Below are 21,584 nucleotides of genomic sequence, written 5' to 3' on the forward strand. Positions count from 1 at the left end.
TAGCTTCTGCGGCTACCGGCAGCGGTGGCACGGTCTTACCACTTTGGAAGGACATAATAAATATATTGGTAAGACCAAATCAAGGTTTTTGTGCAAGCGTCTGCTTCCAGGCCGTGAAGGCCTTCTCCAGCTTGGCCGGCGCGGTGGAATACCAGCCATAGCCAAGGCGGCGCTCGAGCGAAACCTGGCTGACCTGGGTGTAAACGGCGCCATCGCGGTCACCAAACACCGGCTCTTGGCTGACCGGATCATAGAATCTGGCCCAATGCGGTTTGGCCGATTCATCGTTCACCAGCTCACCCTTCAGCTTGTCCCAGCGCACACCAGCCAGCTGCCTGGCACGGAACCAGCGCATGGCCGCCTCCACCGCCTGCACCACCGCCGCGGGCGGCTGCGGCAAATCCATCAGGAACAACAGGATTTCGGCACTTTCCTGCGAGGCCAGCGCCGCCGGCTCGAACGCGCGCGCCGCCGCGGGCGCAAGTGTGAAGGGGTCGTGCTGCGCACCCCAGATGGTCAACTCCCCCCCGATCACCACCTGGGTGATCAACAAGCATTGCACGCCCCTGATCAATGCATTGGCGGCCCGGTTTCGCTGCTCTGCAGTGGCCAGATCGTAGGGTGCGGAGGCTTCCACCACTGGCCTCAGCAGCTCGAGCAGATTGACCTGGCTTTTATCGTTGTAAGTGATCAGATTGTGGTAGCCGCCGTCGAGCGGGTAGCTTTGCGGCCAGCCGCCGTTGGGCATCTGGGCGTCGAGAATCAGATCCAGTGCGCGCCGGAAAGCCGCGCGGTATTTGTCCTCACCGGTGGCGGCATAAGCGCGCGCCAGCACATGCATTTGGGTGCTGGTAGCGTAGTTATCAAAGGTGGGCTGATAGCCCTTGCTTAAACCAAACGCCTCCCCACGTCGCCGGAAGTGACTGCTCATATCCACCCGTTTGGACCAACCGCCCGAGGGCGTTTGATAACTGAGCACAATGTCCGCCACACGGCGGCCGGCGTCAGTGCTGTAGAAACCGACCGGCTGGTCCGGATCGAAGCCAAATTTGTCGTGGGGCACAGGCTTGATCGGTACTTGCCTGCCGGCCTGCGCCAGCTCGCGGGCCATGGCGCGCTGATCCAGGCGCCGCAATTCCACGGAGCGTTGATACCAGGCCGCCCACTCCTGTTTATCAGCGTCGGATTCGGCCGCCACCGCGGACAACGGCAGGAGCGACATAAGCGCTGCCAGAACAGCAATGAGGGTATTTGACATACTCAGTTCTCGGAAAAAGTCTTTGCAGGTAACGGCGACACCTGCTGCGATAGAAATTGTTCGATACACTGCACCATGGGCGAAAACCAGGGCTCAAACAACCAGAAGCTGTGCGGCCCCGCGACCGATTCACGCGTGACGGAAAGTTGAATCCGCAAAGCCTGCGCCTGCAAACGCGCCACGCCGGCACTGAAACGCGGCGCACTTCCGGTAAAAACCAGAATGGGCGGCGCATTGGCATGCAGGTGCGTCAGCGGCGAGGCCTGCTGCCAACGCGCGGACTGTTGCTCGAACCGGCCACCCAGGTAAAGACCGGCAGCCGTCCGCGCACGCGACGGATCGTTTTCGTAAGGCAAAGCCAGCGGGTCGGTAAAATCCCATAAACCATCGATATTGATAATCGCTGCAGGCGCCGCCACTTGCGCGGGATTTAATTCACTCTCACTCACCGCCAGTCCAGCCAGAGCCGCCAGCTGACCGCCGGCCGACGCACCCGCCAGCGCCAATCGCTGCCCATCAAGACCATAGGTCACGGCATGCGCTCGCAAATACGCCAGCGCGGCGTACACATCGTGCACCTGCGCGGGAAATGGCGCCCGGGCCGACAGGCGATAATCCATCGTGGCGGTTACGTGGCCTCGCGCGGCCAGCGCTTGCGCCAACGGCGCCAGCAATGCACGGGTGCCGGATTGCCAACCACCCCCATGCACCAGCAACACACCGGAATAACTGCCTGCATCCTCCGGCGCAAATACATCCATGTGCAGCGGCTCGCCGTCCGGCGAGGCATAAATCTGCGCCGGCCAATGGCGCAGCTCCGACCTGGCCTGCAAGGTCACCGGCACAATAAACGGGTAGTCGGCTCTGTGTTTTTCAAAAGCAGTGCTGAGCGAGTAGCTGCCTAAGGCCGCCTCGGCCATCAGGCAGCCCAGCAACAAGCCAACACCAACCCGGCGCCGATTAATTGGCCGCTTCAACAACCAGATCGTCCAGCACAATAGTCGCAGCACTTTCCGTGCGCAGGGTCAGGAACGAATTAGCCGACGCCAACAACCCCGACACCTGATACGTCTGGCCGGGCACAAGGCTATTAAGCGCCACTGAATAGAACTTTGACGCACCGCCCCACAACGAGTTGGCGCTGCTGGCAGTATTGTTGTCCACGTAAATCATGAACGCCTTGCTGGTATCGCCAGCCACACTCACCACCTTAAAGCTCACGCGATAGTCGGCAACCAGCGGCAACACGCCAGTGGTTTGCTGATCGCTGCCGGTGGTACTGACGGTGGGCGTACTGTTCCCAACACTGACCCGTGCGCCGGTTAAACTGAGCGCGCCATCCACAATCTCCGCACTGCCGGTCACCCGATGGTAAAGCGGTGTACCGGTGCCGGCACTGCCAGTCAGGGATTTGTAACTGGCGGTGAAAAACGCTTCCGTACTTGTGGTAAAAGATTCGCTCAACGGCAAGGTCAGCGAGGCGACGGGCTCACCTTCTTCGCCACCACCGTCATCCACAGGTGGCGCCGATACCGGCGGCGGAATATCGAGACCCGACTGATCCAGTTTGCCCACCCCGGCATTGGCCAGAATGTATTCTTTCAGGCCATCGGTGCTGTCGGCGGTGTAGCTGTAGGGCACCGTATAGGTTGAGGTGGATTCGCCGCTTTGCGCGTGTGCATCCAGGCTACCCGTGCTCCAGGTCACACCGGGTCCCATGAGATTATCCACCAGATTCCAGTAACCGATACTGGACGAACCAAATGACACCACCGGGTTCTGGGTATTTTCGAATACGTTTTTTTCCACCAGTATTTCCGCGCCCATGCGCGAGTTAATGGCGGTGGAGCTGATCTCGTTAAAATAATTGTTGTACACATGGCCCTTGCCGTGACGGAACAGCGGCACGCGCGAAGTCAGGTGTTCAAACCGGTTGTGGTGAAAGGTGAGAAAACGGTCGGCGTTCGGTACCGTATCGGTATCGGATGATCCGTGCAGCGAGGTTTTGTGGGCATGATGCAAATAGCTGTAAGAAACAGTTACCGCATAAGCCCCCGCCTTGGTATCGATCAGACCATCGTAATAATCCTTGTCGCTGGTGAGCTGGTGGTATAGCTCGCAATGATCAATCCAGATATGCCCGGTGACTGAACCATCGTCATCGCCTTCGATGGAAATGGCGTCCCGCTCCTGCCCGGGCCAGGGCTCATGGAAGGTCAGGTTCTGAACAATGATATTTTTTGAACGCCGGATGTGCAGCCCGATACCGTCAAAGCTGGCGCGATCGGCCACGCCGATCAACGACACATTATCCTGGTCTTTGATCTCGATATCCTTGCCCTGCCCTCCACTGTTGGCATCGGTAATCACACCATCGATATACACCACAATGGGCTGACTGCCGGCTTTGGCCTCAGCCAGTTTGGCGCGCAGGTCATTGCCATTATTCACCGTATAGACCAAACCACCCGCGCCGCCAGTGAGCGCAAACTGATATCCGGCAAAACCGCCATCGGTGGCACCCGGGGTCGGGCTGGGTTCCGGTGTGGGAGTTGGTGTCACCGTGGGGCTTGGGGTTGGTGTCGGGGTCACCGTTGGGGTCGGCGAGGGCGTCGCCGGCTGCACACCGGGAGACGACCCACCACCCCCACACGCCATTAATGCTGCCGTACAGGCTAACAGACCCAAGTAGTTAACTGCTTTCATCGAAGGCTTCATCCAGTCACAGTGTAATTTAGTTATTTGGCAGACAGAATACATCAATTTGATATTACCAATAAGCGTTTTTTGGCCATACCTCGAACAAACGTGCCAGTCAGGCGGGCAAAATCCTGGCAAGCGCAACTGCCCGCCCCTGAGAAAAGGTAAATATTTCTAACTATTTCATTAGGTTATGACGAAATCCAGATGACGAACGACGAACCGAAGGGAATCGCGACAAAGCCAATGACAAGGGCGCCAAAAGGCTAAAACCAGCACTGGATCGCGTTTTTACGGGCCATTCTGGATTTACAGACCGGTAAATGCTGACTATTATGGCCTTACCAAATGGCTTACCAGATTACCATTTTGGACTAACCAAACAATAAGAGAGTGAGAGAGCGAACCGTCATCTTCGATGTACCTCGATGACGGCAACAGCACCTGCCGTGAGGCCCGCCCGGGCCGAGGTACATGGTCACAGTGCAACACAACCATAATCAGCGCGATTGCCGGTACGGCATCCCATGCCCGCCCCGTCGCCATAATAAGCAGGAAAAAACAATGAAACGCCTTTCCCAGACAATGCTTGCAGCATCCATTGCGGTTGCGGGCCTGGCGGCATTGCCGCAGGCTCACGCCGCAGTACAGGGTTACGCCACCCTCAATGGCGGCACCACCGGTGGTGCCGGTGGTGCGGTGGTGTACGCCAGCACCGGCGCCGAAATTAATGCCGCCATGTGCAACCGCGCCAGCGATGACACGCCGTTGACCATCTACGTGACCGGCACCATCAACCACGCCAACACCACCAAGTATTCCGGCAGTTGCGATACCACCGCCGAAGAAATCCAGTTCAAAGGCGTGAAAAATATTTCACTCATTGGCGTAGGCAATGCCGCCGTATTCGACCAGATCGGCATTCATCTGCGCGACACGTCCAACATCGTGCTGCAAAACCTGCACATCAAAAACGTGAAAAAATCCGGCTCACCTACGTCGAACGGTGGCGACGCTATCGGCATGGAATCCGGCGTGTATAACGTCTGGGTTGACCACTGTACGCTGGAAGCCTCCGGCGGCGAAAGCGATGGCTATGATTCGCTGCTGGACATGAAGGCGACCACACAATACGTGACCGTGTCCTACACCCACTACCGCAATTCCGGCCGCGGTGGACTCATGGGCTCCAGCGACAGTGACGACACCAATACCTTCGTCACCTTCCATCACAACTATTACGAAAACATGGACTCGCGTTTGCCGCTGCTGCGCCACGGTACCGCCCATGCTTACAACAACTATTACAACGGCATCATCAAGTCCGGCCTGAACCCGCGCATTGGCGGCAAGATCAAAGTGGACAACAATTACTTTGAAAACGCCCACAACCCGCTCGGCACTTTCTACACCACCGACATGGGCTATTGGGACGTGAGCGGCAACTACTTTGATCCCGACACCGTAGTCTGGGAGCAAAGCGATTCGGACAAGTGGTTCCCCGCCGGCCCCAATCCGGTGTCGACCACCAGCATCAGCATCCCCTACAGCTACACGCTGGATCAGGTCCACTGTGTACCGCAGATTGTGACCTCCACCGTGGGTGCCGGCACCGGCATGCTGGAATCCGATGGCAGCTGTTCGGTCACGCCCACTCCGACCCCGGCGCCAACACCAACGCCCACTCCGACCCCGGCGCCAACACCAACGCCGGTTCCTACCCCGACACCAACACCAGCGCCAACGCCCACCGGTGAAAACCTGAGCATCGGTGCCGGCTCAGACGGTTCCAGCAAAGCCAGCGGCACCAGCTACGGCAATGTGCGCGACGGCGATCTCAGCACTTACTGGGCACCGAGCGGCAGCACCGGCCGCGTGTCCGTGAAATGGAGCAGCGACACCACCATCAGCAGCGTGATCATCCGCGAAGCCGCCGGCTTTGAAGGCAACATCGGCAGCTGGCAGCTGGTCAACAATGATAACGGCACAGTATTGGCTACCGGCTCGGGTGCAGGTGCCATTAATTTTTCCAGCACCAGCCTCAGCAAAGTCAACTTTGAAATTCTGAGCAGCAGCGGCCTGGCTACAGTGGCGGAATTTGAAACTTATGCCGGCTCAGCTGCACCAGCCCCAACGCCGACCCCAACGCCGACCCCAACGCCTACTCCAACCCCGACGCCAACGCCGGTACCGGATACCACCTTTACCGTGCAGGAAAACGCAGCCGGTTTCTGTGCCGTTGAAGGTGCCGTGGAAAACGAGCACGCGGGTTACAACGGCAGCGGTTACGCCAACACCACCAATGCCACCGACGCCGGCATTGATTACGAAATCTATGCGCCGCAAGCGGGTTACTATGAACTCAATGTGCGCTACGCCAATGGCGCCAGCGACCGACCTGCGCGGATTCTGGTTAACGGCCAGCAACAGGGCAACCTTGGCTTTTCCAGTACCGGTAGCTGGAGCAGCTGGTCCGACGCCGGCAATCTGGTACTGGCACTGAACGGCGGCGAACAAAGCCTGCGCATCGAAGCCGAAACCAGTGGCGGTCTGGCCAACATTGATCAGGTCAGCATTACCGGTCTGGCACCGGCGGCGGGCGATTGCGCACCGGGCGACAGCACCAACGGCGGAACGCCGGTTGAGCCCGAGCCTACCGAGCCCGACCCTGTAGACCCCTCCGATCCAACAGAACCCACCGATCCCACCGACCCGGTTGATCCCACTGACCCGTCGGAACCCACTGATCCCAGCGACCCAACCGATCCGGGCAACGGCGGCATTCCACCCATTGGCGATGGCGGTGATCCGGCTTGCTCGGAATTGCTGACCAATCCCAACATGAACTGGCGCGAGTCGCCCAGCCTCACCACCGACCAGGAAATCGTTCACTGCCTGGCCACCTCACTCGGTCGCCCGGTGGGCTTTGGCAGCAATGCCACTGGTGGTTATGACCCACTCGGCAACAGCAATCTGGTGGTCATCACCCAGGGCGGCAGCGTTTCACCCGAGCAGCAAATCCTGAACGCCATCAGCACGCCCGATTACAACTGGATCGTGTTCGACAAGGATGACTTTGCCAATCGCACCGAACTGGGCATGTACCGGGTAGGCTGTGATGACGCCGATGTCCTGTCTGCCTTGGGCGGCGCCAGTCCGGCGGAGTGCCGCGACCCGCAACTCTGGTGCAGCAATCACGGCGTATCCTCTGCCAGCTGTCTGGAAACCTTTTTCAATGACCGGTTAAACGACAGCAGCCTGAACGCACTGAAAAATAAACTGATTGAGTCCAACACCACCATCGATGGTCGCGGCACCAATGCCACGTTTATTTTCAGCGGGTTTAAAATCGGGGCGGATTCCAGCGGTGCCAGCACGCACCAAAGCCGCAATGTGATCATCACCAACAACCGGTTTGAAGGCGTGGGTCACACGGAAGACCACAATCTCGACCCGGATATGATCCGCTCCACTGGCGAATCACACGACATCTGGATTCACCAGAACACCTTCGACACCACGGGCGATTCCGCTTTTGATGTAAAAGTCGGTGCCTACAATCTCACCATTTCCTTCAACAAACTGGTCAATGTGAAACGCGCGGCACTGCACGGTTCCAGTGATAGCAGAACCATTAACGAACAGATTACCAGCACCATGCACAACAACCTGTTCATCACCACCGACGACAAGTTTGGCGACAACGCGTACAACACCTTGCGTCGCGTGCCGTTGATCCGGCGCGGTCAGTCACACATGTTCAACAATGTGTTTTATGGTTATCGCAAAGACCTACTGAGCGTGCGTGTGGGTGGCCGGGTGCTGTTTGAGGACAATATGTTCCTGAACAACGTCAATAACAGCAAAGGCGATGATCTGAACGATTGGGTAGAAACCCTGCTGCGCGATTTCCGCGAAGGCGGACTGGAAATCAAACGCAGCTTTGTGTGGTATGCCGATGACCAGTGCCAGGCGCAAGGCAGCCCCGGAGACCTGACCGCCTCTCATGGCAGCACGCCCAATATGTTCAGCGCCTACGATGGCAGTTCGCAGAACACCATCAATGCCTACCGGTTCGCCGCAGGGTCCGATCTGGCCAATTACGCCTTTGCCACCGCGGGCAAGGGTGGCCATACCCCTTACGTCAGCGGCTACGCCGCCGACACGGCCAGCATCATTGCGGCCGCCCCCTCGGGCTGCCAGTAACAGTCGCTGTCTCCGGCCTGGTAACAGGCCCTTCCCAGCCCCGCCATGGCGGGGCTTTTTTAAAAATTGGGTCAGATACACATTTCCACGGTCGTCTGGGTGGTTCTGGTGGCTCTCGTTGAGGAAATGTGTATCTGACCCCGATTTTTTTACCAATTCACGGCAAAATTCTGCCAAAATAAGGAAATCTGTCTGACCGAAGGCCAGTCCAATATTGCACGATGGACTAACCAGATTCTTTGCGGAACGACGCCCAACAGCCGAAAAGGAAACTTCATGACGACTCAAGCACACCACGGCGATAACCGGCTCTATCAGCAAGTGGCTGAACAGTTAGCCGACGCCATTACCCGCGGCGACTACCCCATTGGCACCCGCCTGCCGGCCGAACGCAAACTGGCCGAGCGCTTTAATGTCAGCCGGCCCACCCTGCGCGAAGCGGTGATCGCCCTGGAAATTGCCGGTTATGTGGAAGTCAAAGGTGGCTCCGGTGTTTACATCACCGGTCACGGTGGCGGCGTCAAAGCCAGCGAAAAAGACGTGGGTGCGCTCGAAGTATTGGAAGCCCGCATCCTGTTTGAATCCGAAGCTGCCGGTCTCGCCGCTCACCACATTACCGAAGAAGAACTGGCCGAACTGGAGCAGAGCCTGGACGCACTGGTACTGGAAAGCCAGTCCGATACGCCCGAAGAAAGTGCCGACCGCCGCTTCCACCTCACTATCGCCAAGGCCTGTAAAAACGCCGCCATTGAATCCACCATCGAACACCTGTGGAAACTGCGCAACAGCTCGCCGCTGCCCGAAGCCATTGTCACCCGGGTGCGCGCCGCCGGTGCAAAAACCCGCGTAAAGGCTCACAAGGACATTTACCTGGCGCTCAAGCAGAAAGATGGCGACAAAGCCAAAAATGCCATGCGCGCGCACCTCACCGCCGTGGTCGAACAATTGCTTGAAGCCACCGAAGCAGAGGCCGTGGAAGAAGCGCGCAAAAAGAGCGCGAACAACCGTGCAAGACTGATCGCGCTAGGTGCAAAATAAACACAGTATTCAACTGAAAAAAAGCAGAGCGCCATGCGGCGCTCCAAAAGGGAAACTCTGCATAATTTTGATACCGCTCTGCGGCACCTGTAGCCGTTAGCCTCAAGACGAGTTTTGCAGCTAATGGCCATAGTCCTTAGCAAAAAGCTCAACGCCGAGGATGACGGCTACAGGTATCGCCCTTCGGGGCCTCCAGCAAATTCCTTGTTCAGTGTTGCGACTTCTCGACAGACCCCGGTATGCCTTCGAAGCCGCGCCTTGCACAAAAAATTTGCTGGAGGCCAGAGCGGCATCAAAGTTATGCAGAGGTTCCCTGGGGAAGCGTTAGATTTTCAATGACCTGCTCAACGCAGCCAGCGTGCCCTGGCTGCGCATGGCCACCAACCAATCCGCAACAGACACCTGCAGCCGGTGATTGGCTTTCAGGTCATCGCCAAACACTGAGGTCACCGAGAGAATTGCCGACACCCAGGCGCGTGTATCGTCGCGCTGTTCGCGCGCAATCTGCGCCAGTGTTTTTGCCAATGGGTCCTGCACGTCAATCACCTGACCAGACTCGTCGAAACCCGCCACATAGCGCATCCAACAGGCCAGACCAAAACTCAGCCAACGCACAGAACCACTGCCCTCAAGTTGACCGCGCAAGGTAGCCAGCCAACGCTGAGGAATTTTTTGTGAACCGTCCATGGCGATTTGCCAGGTGGTATGTTTGAGTGCGGGATTTTTAAAGCGCTGTGCCAGTTCCTGCTGATAGGCATGCAGATCAAAGCCTTCAGGCACCTCCACCTGCGGCGTCACTTCATCGCGCCAGAAGGCGGTCAGCAATTGCTGAAAAGCCGGTTGAGCCATGGTCTCGGCGATGGTCTTACAGCCGGCCAGATAGCCCGCGTAGGCCAGCAACGAATGGGCCCCATTCAGGCAGCGCAGCTTGATGTCTTCATAGGCCTCCACATCTGTCACCATCTGCACGCCAACGGTTTCAAAGGCAGGGCGCCCGGCAATGAAATTGTCTTCCACTACCCACTGGGTAAAGGGCTCGGTCACCACCAGCCCCTGATCATCGAAGCCTGCCATCTGGGCATACTGCTGATAATCTTCGGCGCGGGTGGCCGGCACAATCCGGTCGATCATACTGCTGGGGAAGCTGACGTTATCATTCAGCCATTCCGCTAATTGCGGATCGTAATCGCGCGAAAACTGGCTCAACACTAGCGCCAGGGTTTTGCCATTGCTGGGCAGATTATCGCAGCTCAGCAAGGTCACCGGGCCTGCGCCGCGTGCCTTGCGACGCTGCAAGCCGGCGCACAGATACCCCAGCGCCGTGACCGACACCGAGGCATCGGCCAGATCGGCGATCACGCCGGGGTGATCCGCCAACAGATTACCGGTGGCCGGATCGTGGCAATAACCTTTCTCGGTAATGGTCAGCGTCACCACGCGGATACGCGGATCGGCAATCCAATCCAGCAACGCTTCCCGCTCGGTGGGCGCGTGCAAGACCCGATCAATGGCGCCGATAATGCGCACGTCGTCAGCGCCCGCCGAGCGCACCATCAAACTGTAAAGACCCTGCTGCGGATTCAGCTGATCGGGCACAGACTGGCTGCGCAAACTCGCACCCACAATGCCCCAGCTCGTGTCGCCGGCGGCGAGAATATCGTCCACATACACGGCCTGGTGCGCGCGATGAAACGCGCCCACACCCAAGTGCAGAATACCGGGTGTCACCCCGGCGCGTGCATAGGCCGGCGCCCGGATACCGATGGGTAAATCATCCAACTGGGCATTTGTCAGGCGTTGCATAACCGTTCCCACTACAGCTTGTAGGCTTTTTTGGCAAAGTGATAAGCGAGATCGGCAGCCAACTGCACGGCCTCGTCTTCATCGATGCGATGATCGGCCACCAGCTCGGCCAGGAAAGCGCAATCCATGCGACGCGCCACATCGTGACGGGCAGGAATAGACAAGAAGGCGCGCGTGTCGTCGTTAAAGCCAACCGTATTGTAGAAACCTGCAGTCTCCGTCACCTGCTCGCGGAAGCGACGCATGCCTTCGGGGCTGTCGTGAAACCACCAGGATGGCCCAAGCTTCAGGGTTGGGTAGTGACCGGCCAGCGGTGCCAGCTCGCGCGAGTAACTGGTTTCGTCCAGGGTAAACAGAATAATTTCCAGCTTGGGGTGATTGCCGTATTTATCCAGCAATGGTTTGAGCGCATTGACGTATTCGGTTTGCGAGGGCACATCGGCGCCCTTATCCCTGCCCCACCGCTGAAAAACTTGTGCATTGTGGTTGCGCGACGCACCTGGGTGAATCTGCATCACCAGGCCGTCGTCAATACTCATGCCGGCCATTTCAGTCAGCATCTGACCACGGAAGGTTCGCGCTTCTTCGGGCGAACATTCACCGCGACGGGCTTTCAGATAAAGCGCTTCAGCCTCCGCGGGCGACAAATTAGCGGTTGTCGCACAAGGGTGACCATGGTCGGTGGAGGTTGCGCCCATTTCCTTGAAGAACAGACGACGCTTACGCAGGGCATTCAGGTAACCCGCATAGGTCTCCACCGATTCACCTGCCAGCTCGCCGAGCCTGCGCAGGTTGTCGGAAAAGCCTTCATACTCCGGATCGAGCACATCGTCCGGCCTGAACGCCGTGATGATTTTCCCGCCCCAACCGCTGGCGCGAATCGCCTGGTGGTGTTTCAGCTCATCCAATGGCGATTCGGTGGTGGCGATGACTTCAATATTGAATCGCTCAAACAAGTTGCGCGGCAGGAACGCCTCGGTTTTTAATGCCGCATCAATATGGTCGTAGTAATGCGTGGCCGTTTCACTGCTGAGCGCCACCGTCAGACCAAACACTTCCGAAAACACATGATCGAGCCACATGCGCGACGGCGTGCCGCGAAACAGGTGGTAATTATCGGCAAACAACTGCCAGATTTTCCGGGGATCAGTTTCAACCGGCGTGCCATCTTTCGTGGGAATCCCCAGGGACTCCATGGCGATGCCCTGGCTGTACAGCATGCGGAACACATAATGGTCGGGAATAATCAGCAATTCGGCCGGATTCCCGAAGGGCGCATTGGTGGCAAACCAGGCCGGGTCGGTGTGGCCGTGCGGGCTGATAATGGGCAAACCGGCAACCGTTTCATACAGGCGACGCGCAATGGCCCTGACACCGGGCTCGGCGGGAAATAACCGGTCTGGATTCAAGTTGAGTGGCTTGGACATTAGCAGCCTTTCCTTTTTATCGAACGTATCTTATCTAGAGTGGGCGCAACCGAATCCGGTCAAGCTATTTGGTATGACCAATATAGTCGCCAATGCCAGCTTTAATGTCAACCAAGAACTGGCATTTAAACCTGCCAGAGGCGAAAAACCCATAAAAAAAGCCCTCAACCGAGGGCATGCAAGAGGTGCGATGGCATGCCAGACAGGGTATGCAGACCCGAGAGCTTGGCGCAGGGAGAATGGTTTCACCGCTGCATTATCCGCATGAGCATATTTTGGCATGACCAATTTAATATTAAATGGTAAGCTCACATCATTCAACCGGTAACTGTATTCAGAGGATGCAATGAAAGGAATTGCCGCCATTGGCGAGGTCATGATTGAACTGGCGCCACTCCATCCGCCCACCCTGCGCCTGGGTTACGCAGGCGATACCTACAATACCGCTATTTACCTCGCCCGCCACGGCGTTCCGGTCAGCTACTGCACGCACCTGGGCCAGGACCGCCACAGCGATGCGATCCTGGCGCAACTCGCGCACGAACAGGTAAACACCCAACTGATCTCCCGGCACCCTATACGACTACCAGGCCTGTACATGATCAACAATCTGCCCGATGGCGAGCGGGAATTCAGCTACTGGCGCGACCAGTCGGCGGCGCGGCTGCTGTTCAGCGAAGTTCAGCCTCCCGTCGGCCTGTTCGAGCACGCCATGATTTACCTTTCTGGCATTACCCTCGCCATCATCAGCCCTGAGGCCCGTGCACATTTATTTGAACAACTGGCCGACTACCGCGCCCGCGGCGGCCGGGTGGCCTTCGACAGTAACTACCGTCCCCGCCTGTGGCCGGATCAGGCGACCGCGCAAAACACCACTCGCCAGTGCCTGCAGCTGACTGATATCGCCTTGCTGACGCTGGATGACGAACAGCTTTTATGGGGAGAGGCAGATGAGGCCATAAGCCTCGCGCGTTTGCGCGCGCTCGGACTCACCGAACTGGTAGTGAAACGCGGGGCCAAGCCCGCGCTGGTGAGCGAACAAGGTGGCGATTGGCAGCCGTGCCCGGTGGTGAAAGTATCAAACGTCATTGACACCACCGCCGCCGGCGACTCATTCAATGCGGGCTATTTGTCTGCGCGCCTGATGTCGGCCAACTGCGCTACAGCCGTGCGGACGGGCGCCCTGTGCGCGGGTGCCGTGATTCAACACAAGGGCGCCATAGTGGATCGCGATGCATATAACACCAGCCACCAGGATCTCAGCCAGCAATCATGATATGGCTGGGTCAACTGCTGGGGCTATTTACCTTTGCCTTGGGAATCGCCTGCTTTTATCAGCGCGACGATCGCAAACTCAAACTCACCATGCTGGTGATGAACCTGAACAATGTGCCGCATTTCTGGTTACTGGGCGCGGAAACCGCAGCACTCGGTTCGGCGTTGTCGGTCTTACGCACAGGCCTGGCCCTGCGCTTTCGTGGCCTGCCATTGGCATTCGGTTTTATGGGCATCACTTTGGCCTTGGGCGTGCCGCTGATTCAATCGCCCCATCACTGGCTCGCGCTGGTAGGCAGCTGCATCGGCAGCTACGCACTGTTTTGCTTACAGGGAATTGCCATGCGCGTGGCGTTTTTACTCGGCGCCCTGTTCTGGCTGGGCAATAATATTGCCGCTGGGTCTATTGGCGGCATATTGCTCGAGCTAACGCTGATCTGCGTTAATCTCCGGACCATCGTGCGGATACAAAACACAACTCCAAACAAGCAATCGCCGGAAAAACAGTTACAAGCCGGCCAAAGAGTCTGACAAGCTCGCTCCAACCGCAGCACTCCGTTTGGCGACTCGTCAGAGTAATTTGCAAGCCACAGGGATGTGGTGAGAGCGAATCGGTACAGGACGTATCGTTGAGCGGCAAATTACTCTGACGAGTCGCCACCCGAAGTACAAATCTTGATCGTGCCTAATCGAAAACTTCTGAAATGACTTAGTCAAGCGCCAGGCACTGACTAAACCAATCTACGCTGCCGAATCGCCACCCAAAGTCCGGATCGGAATAAAAAAAGCCCCAAACCGGGGCCAAAGTAGGGCGAGATTATTCGTTGGCGGGCTTGCCAATGGTGGCGAGAATTCCGCCATCCACGTACAGCACCTGACCCGATACAAAATCTGAAGCGCGCGAAGCGAGAAACACAGCGGCGCCTTGCAGATCCTCCGGGTCTCCCCAGCGGCCGGCCGGTGTGCGGCTGATAATGAAATCGTTAAAGGGATGACCATCCACCCGGATGGGCTCGGTTTGCGAAGTGGCGAAATAGCCGGGACCGATACCATTGACCTGCACATTGTGTTTGGCCCATTCCGTCGCCATGTTACGGGTCAGCATTTTCAGGCCGCCTTTTGCCGCGGCGTAAGCGCCTACCGAATTACGCCCCAGCTCGCTCATCATGGAGCAAATATTAATAACTTTGCCCCCACCGCGCTGAATCATGCCGGGCACCACAGCCTTGCTCACCAGAAACACACTGGTGAGATCTGTGTTGATCACCTGCTGCCAATCGGCAAGCGGCATCTCCAATAGCGGGATGCGCTTGATAATACCGGCGTTATTGACCAGCACATCGATAGGTGCAAAATCTGACTCAATTCGCGCGATAGCATCATTCACCTGCGCTTCATCGGTGACATCAAATAACAGTCCGTCTGCCTGAAGACCCGCATCGCGATAAGCTGCGACAGCGGCATCCAGTTTTGTTTGGGATGACGCGCCGTTAATTACCAGACGCGCACCGGCCTTGCCCAGACCCATGGCCATCGCCATGCCCAACCCATGTGTGGCACCGGTCACCAACGCAGTTTTACCCGCGAGATCAAACAGCTCACTCATGGGTGCAGCCTCCGCTGGCAAGCATGGTAGGGGTTATGTGGTCCATATCGCCGTAGTCGAGGTTTTCACCCGCCATTCCCCAGATGAACACATAGTTGCTGGTTCCCGCGCCCGAGTGAATGGACCAGGGTGGCGACACCGCCGCCTGCTCATTAGCCAACCATAAATGGCGGGTCTGATCCGCTGGGCCCATAAAGTGACAAATGGCCTGATCTTCCGGCACTTCAAAATAGAAATAAGCTTCCATTCTGCGACTATGGGTATGGCACGGCATGGTGTTCCACACACTGCCGGGCTGAAGCTCCGTCATACCCATCTGCAACTGGCAGGTGGGCAACACACTGTTGACCAACAGCTTATTGATAGCACGCGCATTACTGGTTTCCAGGCTGCCCATTTGCACGATATCGGCGTCTGCGCGCGATACCTTGCGCACGGGAAAAGCCTGATGCGCCGGCGTGGAATTCAGATAGAATTTAGCCGGCTCAGCTGCAAACGCGGATTCAAAAACCACCGTGTGATCACCGCAACCGATGTACAACGCCTCTTTATAATCCAGCGCAATCGATTCGCCATTCACAATCACACGCCCTGCACCACCCACATTGATGATGCCCAGCTCACGACGCGCCAGGAAATGTGCCGCTTTGAACTGATTCGGCGCCACCAATTCCAACGGCCCCGAAACCGGCATAGCTCCGCCCAGCACAAAACGGTCGTAGTGGGTATAGGTCAGGTTGAGGCTGTCGGGCTGAAATAAGTCCGCCACCAGAAAATGCTTGCGCAGCTCGGCCATGGTGAAACGCTCGTAGGCGTCGGGGTGCACTGCAAACCGCTCTTCTGTGTTTACCTTGGACATAAAAATAACCTCTGATATTTACTGCAGCAGGCGGCTGATCTGCACGCTCGCCATTAAAAACGGTGCCAGACCTTTGATGTCATCAGCCACCACAGGTTCGCTCATGTAATAGCGGTAACTACCATCGCGACCAAAACCCAGGCCGGCCACCTGACAAATATTGTTAATGTGCACATCACCATCGGGGTCGCGACTCACAAATTGATTCACCACACCCTGATAGGACGCTAACGCATAAGGGCGATAGCTTTCCGGTAATACGCCCAGATTAATGCCCTTAGCCAGGGCGTACACAAACATGGACGACGCCGACGCCTCCTCATAGTTACCTGGTGCGTTCGGCTTATCCATCACCTGATACCAAACACCAGCCGGCGAACGGTGGGGCTTAATGGCTGACAGAAATTCCACCAGATAGGCTGTCAAACGCTCGCGTTCTGCCACCTTGTCATCCGGCAGAATCTCAAGCAGATCCACCAGCGCCATGGCATACCACCCCATGCCCCGGCTCCAGAACTCCGGCGATAGTCCGGTGGTTTGATCGGCCCAGGTTTGCGCACGTTCTTCATCCCAGGCGTGGTGCAATAAACCGTTGGCAGCCTTCAGTTTTTCATTCACCACATCAAACTCGTGCACGGCCTCATTGAGGCTGGCACCCTGCTCAAACATCAGGCTGTATTGTGCGAGGAAAGGCATACCCATATACACGCCGTCCAACCACAGCTGGCCCGGGTACTTTTTCTTGTGCCAGAAAGCCCCATTGGACGTTTTCGGATGGGTTGCGAGCTGTTTGCGCAATTCGGCCGCGGCGGTCGCAAACCGTGGTTCGCCCGTTTGCTGATACAGTCGCAACAGCATTTTGCCCGCGTTGATATTATCGATGTTGTAACTGTCGAGTTTGTAGGTATGTATTTGGCCATCCGGCGCCACGAAAGAACCCACAAGATCAGCGCCTGCAGCCGCATAGTTTTGCCCAAGCCCCGCTTGCGCCAGATCGTCGAAGGCCTGAGCCAACAGGCCGGTGGTGTACTCCCACTTGGCCGGCCTGTCACGCTCCGGGTCCCATCCGCCATAACGCAGCGGCCAGGCCTTGGTGCGCAATTCGGTATCGGCCATGTCACGCGCGAGCGACAGCACGGTATCTGCCGTTAAGCTATCTACGCTAACCGTTGGATTGCCCGCATGCACAATGTCTACCCGGGGCGCGAAGGTGAGTCGGTCGCTCCACCCGGCTACAGCCGCTTCGAACGCAATTTTATCCGCAATACCGGCGGGACCACCCGACCAGATGGCACCAAAATAGTATTCCAGTTGCCCGCTGGGCGCGCGCATCACACTCAGCCAGCTTTTATCGTCCTCGGTCTGTTCAGTGCGCAAGGCATTCTTGAACACCAACATCATGCCCAGATCATCACCCGCCAGGCTTTGCTTGCCCCAGGTGGATACAGCCGTATAAGCGTGGCCGGTGATATCGTCATCGCCCTGCACCAAAGGTGCGGCCTCCGATTTAACCAGGCCAATCACCAAGGGATGCACCGGCTCACTTAATTGCAGCTTCACCTGCACCAATGGGCTGCCCGCCGTCATGGTGAATTGCGCGCGCAGGTTTGTGGTCACACCATCAACCTGCCAACTACCATAATCGATAACAAAACTGGAAAGCAGCGGGCCCTTGTCGATAATGATCGCTTCACGCGAACTGGTGTGGCCCACCGGCACAACGTTTTTACCGTCCCAGTAACCAAAGCCACCCATGCCCAAAGATTGACCGACTTTTAACAGGTCCATGCCCCAGTCAGCCATCTGGTGATAGGAATCATAACCATCCAGACCTACCTGTTGTAAAACCAGATCAGATTCGCGCTTGCCAAAAATATCGAAGCCATTGCGCCAATCCAGATAAACACGGTAGCCGATGTGATCGGATTCAATCCCCGGGCCTTCGTAACGGATGTATTCGGAATGGTCGGTATATTGTCGCGGCAATTTCAGGCGCGGAACATTAATAAACTCACCACCCTGATACTGTTTACCCTGCCATTGGCCGCCCTGCTTGCGGGAAATTTCCGCCTGGGTGCGTGCTGCCGCCGTCAGCTGACTTGGCGTGGCAGCCACCGAAAAATTCATCTGAGCCGCGGCCGCCAGATCAATGCTTACCGCCAGCGCATCCGGCCGGCCATCGGCATCGCGATCCACCAGTTGCGACGGTAATTCTGCGCCCTCATGCCAGGCCGAGAGCGGGCCCTGAGTTGCGCCCAGACGCTCAAAATCAAGCATCAGTATTTCACTATTGCGCGCGACCAATTGGGCGTTGCTTACCCTCACCTCAGCCAAGCTAGCCGCTTTCGCCTGCGATGGTTTTTGCGGTTGATCCTGCGTGCGCTCAGCCCCACAAGCAGCCAGAGTTATCGCCAGCGCTACAACGAGAAAATATCTCATAGGTACATTATCTCTTTGTGTAAATAAAGCGGGCGCATCCCTGCGCCCCGTGTGTTCATCCGCTGTTGTCAGCCGTAATCAGAATGCGTAAGACGCACCCAGATAGAACTGACGACCGGTGTGATGATAAACCGAGCTGCGGATAGAGGAATCCACATACTGGTGGTTGTATTCATCGGTCAGGTTGATACCTTCGAAAGTGAACTTGAGCTGCTCGGAGAAATTATAGTTGAGAGCCATATCCACATTCTGGGTACCGATAGTACCTTCAATGTCGTTGCCATTGCGGCCGGGCACGCGGGTCAGATAATCATCACGCTTGGCCCAGGAGATGCGGGCACCGAACTTTTCGGTCTCATAGTAGAACGTCAGGTTATAGGTATTGCGGGACAAGCCTTGCAGATCATCAACAATGATGTTGCCATCGCTGTCTTCGCCGTATTCAACCGCCGAGTCCACATAGGTGTAGTTTGCTACTACACCAAAATCATTAAACAGCGGCTGCTGCCAGATCACTTCGAAGCCGTCGAGATCGCCGCCTTTGCCATTGCCTTTGCCGTCAACCTGCCAAAGATCATTGGCGCCGTATTGGCCGTTCGGATCCAGGATGGAGTTTGGCAAGCCAGTGGACGACCAGGGCACGCCCGCATCGGAAGTGCTCACCACAAAAGAATCAATTTTCTTTTTGAAGTAAGCCAATGCAACCAGGGCCTCATCGTCGTAGTACCATTCCGCCGACAGATCAAACGCATCAGCACGGAAGGGGTCGAGGTTCGGATTACCATATTTAACCACGCCGTTAAATTGATCCACAGAGCCGCCGGGTGTCAGATCGCCCAGGCCGGGTCGCGCCATGACTTTGGCGTAGGACAGACGGAGATTTACGTCTTCCACCGGAGACAAGACCACGTTCAGAGACGGCAGAGTATCGGAGTAATCACGATCCACAGTCACCTTCTGAAGCTCACCACCGATTGAGGTGTTGCCCGTAGATTCCAGTGAGGTGGTAACCTGGCGCACACCGAAATTACCGCGCAATGGCATGCCTGCCACTTCCGAATCCCAGTTCACTTGCACATAGAAACCGGTGTCTTTTTCCTTCACCGCACGATCATCCTGACTGCGCAGGCTGAGCGGTTGATTGTACAGATCCACAGCGGCTGCTGCGGCGGCAACATCTGGTGTGATCCAGGTGATGCCGTTCAGGCTGGTGAGGGTATACATATCACCCACCGGCAGATCCTGGCCATCGCTGGTCACTGCACTGACCCGGTTATCGCGGCGTGATTCAGTCACTTCAAAATTGTACTGCTTGTACGAAACACCCGCATCCACCGACCAGACATCGCTGATATCGTAGGTCAGATTGAACTGCGCGGTGTCAAACGAATTATCCACACTGTTCGGGCGATCACGGAAGTTGGTGTATTCAAAGTTATCCGGGTTAGTGAGGTCAAAGTTGCCCCAGCTCAGATCAACCATCTTGCTGTCGCTGCGCGCGTCGTAGGTGAAGGTATCTGGCGCATCAAACGCATCATAAATAATGGTGGTCTGGATCGGGTTATCGAACGCTGAATTTGAAGTCCCCAACAAACCACTGACGCGGAAGTTATCGCTGAACTCGTGACTGGCGGATACCGACAGCTGCTGGAACTTGGTGTTCAGCTCATCGTAGCGATTTTCAATACGGGTATCGAAGTCAGACAATGCCATGTAAGTCAGCGTGTTGTTCGAATCCAACTCATAGTCGACCACATCCATCTGGTTAGCGTTGCCATTTTCCTTGATGCTCACTTCCACAAACTCTTCCGAGCGGGTCGCATCAAAGTTGGACATCAGATAATCCACCGAAATATCCGTACGGTCGGTCGGTCGGAACTGCAGCGAGCCGGTGAGACCGAAGCGCTCTTGCTCATGGGATAAAACACCGTAACGCGGAATCCGTGGGTAGATACCATCGTTAACAGCATCAAACTCGGCCTGATCGGCACAGGCGGAGCAGCTGGCGAAATCTCGCTCTGACGACCAGCGAACAGCACTGAAACCTTCTTCCAGAATGTTGCGCTTGGAGTAAGAACCGGTGAGCGACCAGCCGATCGTTTCATCACCATTTTTACCCGCCACCAGGAAAGACGCGCGCGGATCAACTTCCTGCGCCAGATCGTTGTAACCAGCCTGGCCCGACAGACGGAATGTCAGATCATCTTTGTAGTCCAACGGCTTGCCGGTAGACAGATCAATGGTCGCGCCCAATGAACCCTCATCGATATCGGCCGATGCGGTTTTGTGCACAGTCAGACTATTAAACAGCTCTGAGGCAAAGGTATTGAAGTCAAACGCGCGGTCGCGGTTGGCACCACCCGAGGAGTCGGTACCACCGGTGGTAGACATGGCCTCCATACCGTTGATGCGTACGCGGGTAAACTGCGGGCCAAGACCCCGCACGGATACGTTGCGACCTTCACCGGCGTCGCGCGAAATGGCCACGCCCGGAATCCGCTGGAGCGATTCCGCCAGGTTCAGATCCGGAAAGTCGGCAATGTCTTCCGCCATGATCACGTCGCGTGATCCAACGGCATCGCGCTTCTGATTGAGTGCATTGGCCAGACTGTCGCGATAGCTGGCAGTTACTGTGATCTCTTCCAGTACCGCCGAGCCTTGCTCTTGAGCCAGGGCGGACTGTGATAGCGCAGGGGTTGCCAACGCTATGGCCGCTACCAGCGGCTTGATTTTGCAGGCGTTCATGTTATCTCCCGATCGAATTACTTGTCTTTATATGCATCGATACAGCACATGCAGTGCATTACCTAAACTGGTAATGCAGACCATCCTGACACACTAGTATTACCAAATCAACCCGTTTTGGCAGCTATTTGGTAATACCAATTAGCTTAACTCAATTTACCAAACACCCGCAAACACCCAGAAAGGCCGCGCTGAGTGAGGCTCTCAGCTCCATAGCCCGTCACGCGG

13 protein-coding genes are annotated in these 21,584 nt (G+C 56.7%); 4 read left to right on the forward strand and 9 right to left on the reverse strand.

Annotated elements, in window-relative coordinates; all coding sequences use genetic code 11:
* Positions 1-79: 79 nt before the first annotated feature.
* From pelA to M5M_RS10175, 3 genes are read right to left on the reverse strand one after another with little or no spacing between them, the layout of a single operon-like run.
* Entirely contained in the window at positions 80-1,258 is a 1,179-nt protein-coding gene (gene pelA / locus M5M_RS10165; protein WP_015047399.1) for a pectate lyase, read from the reverse strand.
* 2 nt (positions 1,259-1,260) lie between these two features.
* Entirely contained in the window at positions 1,261-2,238 is a 978-nt protein-coding gene (locus M5M_RS10170; RefSeq protein WP_015047400.1) for an alpha/beta hydrolase, read from the reverse strand.
* Positions 2,219-3,964: a pectate lyase family protein gene (locus M5M_RS10175; RefSeq protein WP_156025698.1), complete on the reverse strand. Its 1,746-nt coding sequence runs from the start codon at positions 3,962-3,964 to the stop codon at positions 2,219-2,221. Before M5M_RS10175 ends, M5M_RS10170 begins: the two co-directional genes overlap by 20 nt.
* Before the next feature lie 558 nt (positions 3,965-4,522).
* On the opposite strand from M5M_RS10175, the gene M5M_RS20995 reads away from it, so the two are divergent.
* Positions 4,523-8,164, forward strand: a complete 3,642-nt coding sequence (locus tag M5M_RS20995; protein WP_015047402.1) for a pectate lyase family protein — start codon at positions 4,523-4,525, stop codon at positions 8,162-8,164.
* Positions 8,165-8,440: 276 nt separating this feature from the next.
* A complete protein-coding gene (locus M5M_RS10185; protein ID WP_015047403.1) occupies positions 8,441-9,202 on the forward strand; it encodes a FadR/GntR family transcriptional regulator in 762 nt (253 codons plus the stop codon).
* Between the two features lie 324 nt (positions 9,203-9,526).
* Here the strand turns inward: M5M_RS10185 and M5M_RS10190 are convergent, their stop codons facing one another.
* Both M5M_RS10190 and uxaC read right to left on the reverse strand, forming a co-directional pair.
* Positions 9,527-11,005, reverse strand: coding sequence for a mannitol dehydrogenase family protein (locus M5M_RS10190; protein ID WP_015047404.1), 1,479 nt, complete (start codon positions 11,003-11,005; stop codon positions 9,527-9,529).
* Positions 11,006-11,016: 11 nt separating this feature from the next.
* The gene (gene uxaC, locus M5M_RS10195) at positions 11,017-12,432 is read right to left on the reverse strand and encodes a glucuronate isomerase (protein ID WP_015047405.1); all 1,416 of its coding nucleotides are present in this window, start codon (positions 12,430-12,432) and stop codon (positions 11,017-11,019) included.
* A 346-nt stretch (positions 12,433-12,778) separates the two neighbouring features.
* Here uxaC and M5M_RS10200 point away from each other — a divergent pair, with 346 nt between their 5' ends.
* Positions 12,779-13,708, forward strand: coding sequence for a sugar kinase (locus tag M5M_RS10200; RefSeq protein WP_015047406.1), 930 nt, complete (start codon positions 12,779-12,781; stop codon positions 13,706-13,708).
* A complete protein-coding gene (locus M5M_RS10205; RefSeq protein WP_015047407.1) occupies positions 13,705-14,238 on the forward strand; it encodes a YgjV family protein in 534 nt (177 codons plus the stop codon). The genes M5M_RS10200 and M5M_RS10205 overlap by 4 nt, the downstream gene beginning before the upstream one ends.
* A gap of 286 nt (positions 14,239-14,524) precedes the next feature.
* On the opposite strand, the gene M5M_RS10210 is transcribed toward M5M_RS10205, so the two are convergent.
* The 4 genes from M5M_RS10210 to M5M_RS10225 all read right to left on the reverse strand — a co-directional run bounded on the left by M5M_RS10210 (position 14,525) and on the right by M5M_RS10225 (position 21,356).
* On the reverse strand, positions 14,525-15,313 hold the full coding sequence (locus tag M5M_RS10210; protein WP_015047408.1) for a gluconate 5-dehydrogenase: 789 nt from the start codon (positions 15,311-15,313) through the stop codon (positions 14,525-14,527).
* Positions 15,306-16,172 (reverse strand): 5-dehydro-4-deoxy-D-glucuronate isomerase, encoded by an 867-nt coding sequence (kduI, locus tag M5M_RS10215; RefSeq protein WP_015047409.1) that lies wholly within the window; start codon positions 16,170-16,172, stop codon positions 15,306-15,308. Before kduI ends, M5M_RS10210 begins: the two co-directional genes overlap by 8 nt.
* Positions 16,173-16,190: 18 nt before the next feature.
* Positions 16,191-18,611, reverse strand: coding sequence for a DUF4861 family protein (locus tag M5M_RS10220; protein ID WP_016389338.1), 2,421 nt, complete (start codon positions 18,609-18,611; stop codon positions 16,191-16,193).
* A 78-nt stretch (positions 18,612-18,689) separates the two neighbouring features.
* Complete coding sequence (locus M5M_RS10225; RefSeq protein ID WP_015047411.1) at positions 18,690-21,356, reverse strand: TonB-dependent receptor; 2,667 nt, start codon at positions 21,354-21,356, stop codon at positions 18,690-18,692.
* Positions 21,357-21,584: the final 228 nt, after the last annotated feature.

Origin of the sequence: Simiduia agarivorans SA1 = DSM 21679 (assembly GCF_000305785.2) — a bacterium.
GTDB classification, from domain to species: domain Bacteria; phylum Pseudomonadota; class Gammaproteobacteria; order Pseudomonadales; family Cellvibrionaceae; genus Simiduia; species Simiduia agarivorans.

Coding starts and splice junctions, on each gene's coding strand:
- pelA (WP_015047399.1), bottom strand. CDS start 1,258: ATGTCAAATACCCTCATTGCTGTTCTGGCAGCGCTTATGTCGCTCCTG.
- M5M_RS10175 (WP_156025698.1), bottom strand. CDS start 3,964: ATGAAAGCAGTTAACTACTTGGGTCTGTTAGCCTGTACGGCAGCATTA.
- M5M_RS20995 (WP_015047402.1), top strand. CDS start 4,523: ATGAAACGCCTTTCCCAGACAATGCTTGCAGCATCCATTGCGGTTGCG.
- M5M_RS10185 (WP_015047403.1), top strand. CDS start 8,441: ATGACGACTCAAGCACACCACGGCGATAACCGGCTCTATCAGCAAGTG.
- M5M_RS10190 (WP_015047404.1), bottom strand. CDS start 11,005: ATGCAACGCCTGACAAATGCCCAGTTGGATGATTTACCCATCGGTATC.
- uxaC (WP_015047405.1), bottom strand. CDS start 12,432: ATGTCCAAGCCACTCAACTTGAATCCAGACCGGTTATTTCCCGCCGAG.
- M5M_RS10200 (WP_015047406.1), top strand. CDS start 12,779: ATGAAAGGAATTGCCGCCATTGGCGAGGTCATGATTGAACTGGCGCCA.
- M5M_RS10205 (WP_015047407.1), top strand. CDS start 13,705: ATGATATGGCTGGGTCAACTGCTGGGGCTATTTACCTTTGCCTTGGGA.
- M5M_RS10210 (WP_015047408.1), bottom strand. CDS start 15,313: ATGAGTGAGCTGTTTGATCTCGCGGGTAAAACTGCGTTGGTGACCGGT.
- kduI (WP_015047409.1), bottom strand. CDS start 16,172: ATGTCCAAGGTAAACACAGAAGAGCGGTTTGCAGTGCACCCCGACGCC.
- M5M_RS10220 (WP_016389338.1), bottom strand. CDS start 18,611: ATGAGATATTTTCTCGTTGTAGCGCTGGCGATAACTCTGGCTGCTTGT.
- M5M_RS10225 (WP_015047411.1), bottom strand. CDS start 21,356: ATGAACGCCTGCAAAATCAAGCCGCTGGTAGCGGCCATAGCGTTGGCA.